At 71.2% G+C, this 7,215-nt stretch carries 7 protein-coding genes; 3 read left to right on the top strand and 4 right to left on the bottom strand.

Annotated elements, in window-relative coordinates; all coding sequences use genetic code 11:
* Positions 1 to 41: 41 nt before the first annotated feature.
* On the bottom strand, positions 42 to 332 hold the full coding sequence (locus ACSNOD_RS03055; RefSeq protein ID WP_436765136.1) for a GlsB/YeaQ/YmgE family stress response membrane protein: 291 nt from the start codon (positions 330 to 332) through the stop codon (positions 42 to 44).
* Between the two features lie 215 nt (positions 333 to 547).
* Here ACSNOD_RS03055 and ACSNOD_RS03050 point away from each other — a divergent pair, with 215 nt between their 5' ends.
* Together ACSNOD_RS03050 and ACSNOD_RS03045 are read left to right on the top strand one after the other, a co-directional pair.
* A complete protein-coding gene (locus tag ACSNOD_RS03050) occupies positions 548 to 934 on the top strand; it encodes a DUF3099 domain-containing protein (RefSeq protein WP_436765138.1) in 387 nt (128 codons plus the stop codon).
* 189 nt (positions 935 to 1,123) lie between these two features.
* Positions 1,124 to 1,363, top strand: coding sequence for a hypothetical protein (locus tag ACSNOD_RS03045; protein ID WP_436765135.1), 240 nt, complete (start codon positions 1,124 to 1,126; stop codon positions 1,361 to 1,363).
* Between the two features lie 69 nt (positions 1,364 to 1,432).
* On the opposite strand, the gene moaA is transcribed toward ACSNOD_RS03045, so the two are convergent.
* From moaA to ACSNOD_RS03030, 3 genes are all read right to left on the bottom strand, one after another.
* Positions 1,433 to 2,422, bottom strand: coding sequence for a GTP 3',8-cyclase MoaA (gene moaA, locus ACSNOD_RS03040; protein ID WP_436765134.1), 990 nt, complete (start codon positions 2,420 to 2,422; stop codon positions 1,433 to 1,435).
* Positions 2,423 to 2,712: 290 nt separating this feature from the next.
* Positions 2,713 to 4,338, bottom strand: coding sequence for a solute symporter family protein (locus tag ACSNOD_RS03035; protein ID WP_436765133.1), 1,626 nt, complete (start codon positions 4,336 to 4,338; stop codon positions 2,713 to 2,715).
* The gene (locus ACSNOD_RS03030; RefSeq protein ID WP_436765132.1) at positions 4,335 to 4,709 is read right to left on the bottom strand and encodes a DUF485 domain-containing protein; all 375 of its coding nucleotides are present in this window, start codon (positions 4,707 to 4,709) and stop codon (positions 4,335 to 4,337) included. The genes ACSNOD_RS03035 and ACSNOD_RS03030 overlap by 4 nt, the downstream gene beginning before the upstream one ends.
* A gap of 805 nt (positions 4,710 to 5,514) precedes the next feature.
* On the opposite strand from ACSNOD_RS03030, the gene ACSNOD_RS03025 reads away from it, so the two are divergent.
* Complete coding sequence (locus ACSNOD_RS03025; RefSeq protein ID WP_436765131.1) at positions 5,515 to 7,056, top strand: S8 family serine peptidase; 1,542 nt, start codon at positions 5,515 to 5,517, stop codon at positions 7,054 to 7,056.
* Positions 7,057 to 7,215 lie beyond the last annotated feature (159 nt).

The raw sequence follows: 7,215 nt of genomic DNA, 5'->3' as shown, positions 1-7,215 counted from the left end.
GCCCCTGTACGTCGCGGGTCGAACGCCCGTCGTCGCCGTGGTCAGGCGCGGTCGGGCGGGGCCCGGCGCCTGTCACCTCTGATCGCGGCGTAGAGCGGCGTTCCCACCGCCACGATGAGGACGGCACCGGCCAGCTGCAGCAGGTGGCGGCCCCAGTCGATGCCCTTGGTCTCGTCGATGCCGATGCCCCGCGCGACCGCGTTGCCGACGATGGAGCCGAGGATGCCGAAGATCACCGTCAGCCAGAGCGGGATGTTCTGCTTTCCCGGCAGAATCGCCTTGGCCAGCAGGCCCAGCACCAATCCGACGACGATTGCCCACAACCAGCCCATGGTTGCCTCCTCATCCGGCGCGATATGAGCCGTCTCGGCCAGTGTGGGTCCGTCCGGGGTACGGCGCATGTCGGAGAGGGCCGTACGCGCCGTGCGCGGGCAACCCGCTACCGCGCGGGGCGGCCCCGGTCTCGAATGCGGCGGAGCCACGGCGTACCGTGGAAGGTGCCGGGGACCGGGTCGTCCTCGGCGTGGACATCAGGTGGTGGAACGTGATGCGGAAGCAGAGCAACGCCCAGGTCTTCCGGATCACGGGGGCCCGTCAGGGGCTGCGGGACGACGTGCGTGGGCGGCAGCGCCGCTATGTGATCTCCATGTCCATTCGGACCGTTTCCGTGGTACTGGCGGCGTGCTTGTGGAACGTGGAGCGGTATGTCGCGATGGTGGCTCTCGTCCTGGGCCTGGTCCTGCCGTACATCGCGGTGGTGATCGCCAACGCCGGCCGCGAGAACGCCCCCTCGCTCCCCTCGACCTTCGTGCCGGGACCGACGCGCCCCATGCTGGAGGCCGGCGACCGGGAGGCCCCCGCGGAACCCGTCCCGGAAGCCGGGGACGGGCGCGGCGAGGACCTGCGACACGAACAGGAACACGGCCGCGGCTGACCTGGGCCGGTCCACAAAGCTCAAGAAAAGCTCAGATCAATCATGTGGTTCCGGTGCACTGGGCCCACTCCCCCGTGACATACTTCGTACGCGCTCCGCATCCCCCGTCGGAGCGACGGACCGACGCCGGGCGGCTCCCCCCGTGGCTGCCCGGCGTCGCCATGTTCACGGCCCTGTAGAACGAAAGGCGTGAACGACGCTGTGACCACCGCGAACGACGAGTCGCCGATCTGCTCGGCCAAGGGCTGTCGTACGGCCGCCGTCTGGGTGCTGGCCTGGAACAACCCCAAGCTCCACACGCCGGAGCGGCGCAAGGCGTGGCTGGCGTGCGAGGAGCACCGCGAGCACCTGTCGGCGTTCCTGGGGGTGCGCGGCTTCCTCAAGGACGTGGTGCCGCTGGCCGACTGGCAGGAGCCGGACGGGGGTTGAGGGCTCCGGACGGCGGTTGAGACTCCGAGGGCCTCCGTATGGCCGGAGGCGCCGCCCGACAGCAGCCCGTCAGCCGCCGATCGCCGACATGGGCCGGTCGGGCTGGAGGAACGACGGGTCGTCCAGCCCCGAGCCCGCCTTCTTGCCCCACATCGCGCGCTTCCACCGCTCGGCGATCTCCGCGTCGGAGGCGCCGGAGCGCAGCGCCCCGCGCAGATCCGTTTCCTCGCGGGCGAAGAGACAGGTGCGGATCTGTCCGTCGGCGGTCAGCCGGGTGCGGTCGCAGGCGCCGCAGAAGGGCCGGGTGACGGAGGCGATGACCCCGACCCGGTGCGGTCCCCCGTCCACCAGCCAGCGCTCCGCGGGCGCCGAGCCGCGCTCCTCGCCGCCCTCCGCCGTGAGCGCGAAGCGGGTGCGCAGACCGGCCAGGATGTCCCCGGCCGTGATCATTCCGTCGCGCTGCCAGCCGTGTTGGGCGTCCAGCGGCATCTGCTCGATGAAGCGGAGCTCGTAGCCGTGCTCCATGGCCCAGGCGAGCAGCTCGGGCGCCTCGTCGTCGTTGAGGCCGGGCATGAGGACGGCGTTGACCTTGACGGGGGTGAGCCCGGCGGCGCTCGCCGCGGCGAGGCCGCGCAGCACGTCGCCGTGGCGCCGGCGCCGGGTCAGGGTGTGGAAGACCTCGGGGCGCAGGGTGTCGAGCGAGACGTTGACCCGGTCCAGGCCGGCCTCGCGCAGCGCCTGGGCGGTGCGCTCGAGGCCTATGCCGTTGGTGGTCAGCGAGAGCGTGGGACGCGGCTCCAGGGCGGCGCAGCGCGCCACGATGGCGGCCAGCCCGGGGCGCAGCAGGGGCTCGCCGCCGGTGAAGCGGACCTCGGTGATGCCGAGGTCGGTGACGGCGATCCGGATCAGCCGGACGATCTCCTCGTCGGTCAGCAGATCGGGCTTGGCCAGCCACTGGAGGCCCTCTTCGGGCATGCAGTAGGTGCAGCGCAGATTGCAGCGGTCGGTGAGCGATACCCGGAGGTCCGTCGCGACGCGACCGTAGGTGTCGACGAGCATCTGGTACGTCCCCTCCCCGGTCGGTCGTCGGTCGTCAGCTGCCGGTTGTCGGCCGTCGGCGTCCTCCCACCGGACTCCCGTGTCTCGCAGGGTACGCGATCACTTCGAGCTTCAACAGATCGTTGAGGTTGCGGGGGGTGCACGCTCCGTGGCCGCCGCTGCCGGGTCGGGCCCGGGGCATGGGCCGGCCCGGGCGGGAAAGCCCTGGCCGGGGCGGTGCCGGACGGCGCGGCCGGGCGTGGCGGGTCGGCCCGGCCGGGAAGGTCCTGGCCGGGCCGTTGGCGAGCGCTTCAGTGCGCCCCGACGCCGGTGAGCGAGCGCACCTCCAGCTCCGCGTACTTCTCCCCGGTCAGGTCCTCCGGCCGGGAGGTGATCGAGCCCAGCCAGCCGAGCAGGAAGCCGAGCGGGATCGAGACGAGGCCGGGGTTGGCCAGGGGGAAGTAGGCGAAGTCCATGCCGGGGAAGAGCGCCTTGGCGTTGCCCGACAGCACCGGGGAGAAGATCACCAGGGCGACGGAGGAGACCAGTCCGCCGTAGATCGACCACAGCGCGCCCCGGGTGGTGAAGCGCTTCCAGAACAGGCTGTAGAGGATCGTCGGCAGGTTTGCCGAGGCGGCGACGGCAAAGGCGAGGGCGACCAGCGCGGCGGTGTTGAGCCGGTGGGCGAAGATGCCGAGCACGATGGAGACCGCGCCGATGGCGACGGCGGCGAGCTTGGCGGTGAGCACCTCCTCCTTCTCGGTGGTCCTGCCCTTGCGGATCACATTGGCCCAGAGATCGTGGGCGAAGGACGCCGAGGAGGCCAGCGTCAGCCCGGCGACCACCGCCAGGATGGTGGCGAAGGCGACCGCCGAGATCACCGCGAGCAGGATGGCGCCCCCCGCGGAGTCCTCGCCGCCGCCGACGGCCTGCGCGAGCAGCGGGGCCGCGGTGTTGCCCGCCTCGTTCGACGCGGTGATCGCCTTCGGCCCGACGAGGGCGGCGGCACCGAAGCCCAGCGCGATGGTCATCAGATAGAAGGCGCCGATGATGCCGATGGCCCAGTTCACCGACTTCCGGGCGGCCTTGGCCGTGGGCACGGTGTAGAAGCGGATCAGGATGTGCGGCAGGCCGGCGGTGCCCAGGACGAGCGCCATGCCGAGCGAGATGAAGTTGAGCTTGGAGGTGTCGTCCTTGCCGTACTGAAGGCCGGGTTCGAGGAAGGCCCGGCCCTTGCCGCTCTCGTCGGCCGCCCGTTCCAGCAGGGTGGACAGGTTCCAGTTGAACTTGGTCAGCACCAGAACTGTGATGAGGAGCGTGCCCGCGATCAGCAGTACTGCTTTGACGATCTGCACCCAGGTGGTGCCCTTCATCCCGCCGATGGTCACGTACAGCACCATGACGATGCCGACCAGGGCGATGATCCAGCGCCGGGAGCCCTCCCCCGAGGCGCCGAGCAGCAGGGCGACGAGGGCGCCTGCGCCCACCATCTGCGCGAGCAGATAGAAGATCGACACCACGATGGTGGAGGTGCCGGCCGCGGTGCGCACCGGCCGCTGCCGGAGCCGAAAGGCGAGCACGTCCGCCATGGTGAAGCGGCCGGAGTTGCGCAGCGGCTCCGCGACCAGCAGCAGGGCCACCAGCCAGGCGACGAGGAAGCCGATGGAGTACAGGAAGCCGTCGTAGCCGTAGAGGGAGATGGCGCCCGCGATGCCGAGGAAGGACGCGGCGGACATGTAGTCGCCGGAGATCGCGAGACCGTTCTGGAAGCCGGAGAACGAGCGTCCGCCGGCGTAGAAGTCGGTGGCGTCCTTGGTCTGCCGCCCGGCCCACACGGTGATGGCCAGGGTGGCCACGACGAACACGGAGAACAGCGAGATGATCAGCGTACGGTGCTCGCCGGCGCCCTGGGCGGCGAGCTGGATGGCCTCGGTCATGCGTCGCCCTCCAGGCGTGTCTTGATCGCCTCGGCCCGGGGGTCGAGCTCGGCGGCGGCGTGGCGGGAGTACCACCAGGCGATGAGGAAGGTCGTGGCGAACTGCGCCAGGCCGAGGACGAAGGCCACGTTGACGCTGCCGATCAGCTTGGTCCCCATGAAGCCGCCCGCGTAGTTGGACAGCAGCACGTACAGCAGGTACCAGGCGATGAAGCCGACGGTGAGCGGAAAGGCGAAGGACCGGTGGGCGCGGCGCAGTTCTGTGAACTCGGCGCTCGTCTGGACCTCGCGGTAGTCCTGCGCTCCGACGGCGGCGGAACGGGCGTCCGACGTCTCCGACGTCTCCTCGGGGGGTGGTGATGCGGTGTCCACGGACTCTCCTGGGGGTGCGGCGGCTGGGACGAGGCGTTGGGGACGAAGCGTTGAGGGCGCGGCGTTGGGGTGAGGCGTTGAGGGGCGCGGGACGGGGACGGCAAGGGTGCCGGGTGAGCTGGATCACGCCGACACCGGAGATCGGCATGGTAGGCGGGGTACGGCGAGATCCAACAGGGGGTGTCCGGCGGAATTCCGGGCCGCCGGGCGCGGTGCGCGAGAGCTCGGTACGGGCGACACCGCCTGAGCTCGGTACGCGCGACACCGCCCGCCTTCCTGGTCGTTGACCCGGTGTGAGCACCCTGCCGATCCACCAGCCGCCCGGGCCGGGCCGCCGGCCGTACGGCATGGTGCGGTTGGCCGGTCCCGTGACCGCGACACGGCCCGAACGCCGGATCGGTTCAGCGGCGCCGGGCCGCTGGTACGGGCCACGGGTGCCGCTGCCGCCCCTGAGCTTCGAGGCGCTCCGGATGGAGCCGGACCGGAGCTGAGCGGCCGGCTCACGGCCCACTCACAGCCGATCCCCGTCGATCGATTTCACCCGATCCAGCGACGGCCCACGCCGCGTGAGCGCCCCGGTCGGCCGTACTGGTGGCGCGCCCAAGGCCGTACTCCCGGCGTGTCCGGAGCCGTGCTCCCGGCATGTCCGGGCGCTTTCGGCCATCCACGCCAACTCTCCCGGGAAACCGGGCTTTTTGCCGGAATCCATTGATCAGGCCGCCGGTTCGGCGCTAGCTTCCCTCGTCATGTACCCGCCCACGCACAACCGTGCGAAGGGTGGCCTTACGGACGATGTGGAGAACCCATGGCTCCTCTCCGATCCAGACCCGGGCGGGCCCTCGCCGTGCCGCTCGGTCTCGCCCTCACCGCGACCCTCGGGTTCCTCCCCGGCGCGGCCACGGCCGCGGCGCCGGACAGCGCCCCGGCGACCCGGGCCGCGACGACGACCGGCCCCTCGCTGTCGTACGTGGTGAACACCACCGCGGACCGGGCCACCGTCGCGGCGGTGCAGAAGGAGATCGCCAAGGCCGGCGGCACCGTGGTGACCGCGCATCCGGCCATCGGTGTAATCGTGGCCCACGCGGCCGATCCCGACTTCGCCCGCACGATCCGTACGGTCAGCGGCGTGCAGTCGGCGGGAGCCACCCGTACGGCGCCGCTGAAGTCCGCGGCGACCACGGACGTCGGCAAGCCCGAGATGCTCAAGGCACCGCCGTCCGCCGCGGCGCGCGAGGCCGCCCGGACCGCGGGCCGGGAGCCGCTGGAGTCCTTGCAGTGGGACATCCCCGCGATCAAGGCGGACCGCGCCGCCGAGGTCAACCCGGGCAGCCGCCAGGTGACCGTCGCCGTCATCGACACCGGAGTGGACGACACCCACCCCGATCTGACGGCCAACTTCTCCCGCTCCCAGTCGGCCAACTGCGTGGGCGGTGTCGCCGACACCTCCCCCGGCTCCTGGCGCCCGTACGACCCGGCGGAGGACTACCACGGCACGCACGTCGCCGGCTCCATAGCCGCCGCCCGCGACAACGCGGGCATAGCCGGCGTCGCTCCCGGGGTGAAGGTCTCCTCCATCAAGGTGAGCGAGCCCGGCACGAGCATGTTCTACGCCGAGAGCGTCGTCTGCGCGTTCGTCTTCGCCGCCGACCGCGGCGTCGAGGTCACCAACAACAGTTACTACGTCGATCCTTGGATGTTCAACTGCAAGGAGGACACCGACCAGGCGGCCATCCTGGAGGCGGTGAACCGGGCGGCGCAGTACGCGCAGCGCAAGGGCGTGCTCAATGTCGCCGCGGCGGGCAACTCCGCCTTCGACCTGGCGGCGAAGGAGATCACGGACACCTCCAGCCCGAACGACACCACGCCCGTGCCGCGCACGATCGACCCGTCGAAGTGCCTGGACGTGCCGACCCAGTTGCCGGGTGTCGTCACCGTCGCCTCGACCGGCCCGTCGGGACTCAAGTCGTACTTCTCGAACTACGGCCTCAACCAGATCGATGTGGCCGCCCCGGGCGGCGACCGCCGTCAGGTGCCCCAGCTGCCGGCCAAGGACGGCCGCATCCTCTCCACGATGCCGGGCGGCGACTACGCCTTCCTCCAGGGCACGTCCATGGCCTCGCCCCATGTGGCGGCCGTCGCCGCGCTGATCAAGAGCAAGCGCCCGGACGCCCGTCCGCAGGAGATCCAGTGGCTGCTCAAGGCACAGGCGGACAACCCGGGTTGCCCCACCGCGCCGTACGACACCAACGGTGACGGCAAGGCCGACGCCGAGTGCACGGGCACCCCGCACGTCAACAGCTTCTACGGCTTCGGCATCGTCGACGCGCTGGACGCCGTCACCCAGTGAGGGGCCCGTCCGGCGATGGGCCCGTCCGGCAATGGGTGCGCCCGGCGATGGGCGGGCCCAGTGCCGGGTCCCGTGATGGGCCCGCCCAGTGATGGGTGCACAACAACTGCGCTGAATGTATGACTTCACGCCGGCCCGGGGACACCGCCTCGGGCCGGC

It is taken from the genome of Streptomyces sp. URMC 123 (genome assembly GCF_051386515.1).
Classification (GTDB): domain Bacteria; phylum Actinomycetota; class Actinomycetes; order Streptomycetales; family Streptomycetaceae; genus Streptomyces.
The sequence above is the reverse complement of the archived record's forward strand: the minus strand, read 5'-3'. Positions and strand labels throughout refer to the sequence as shown.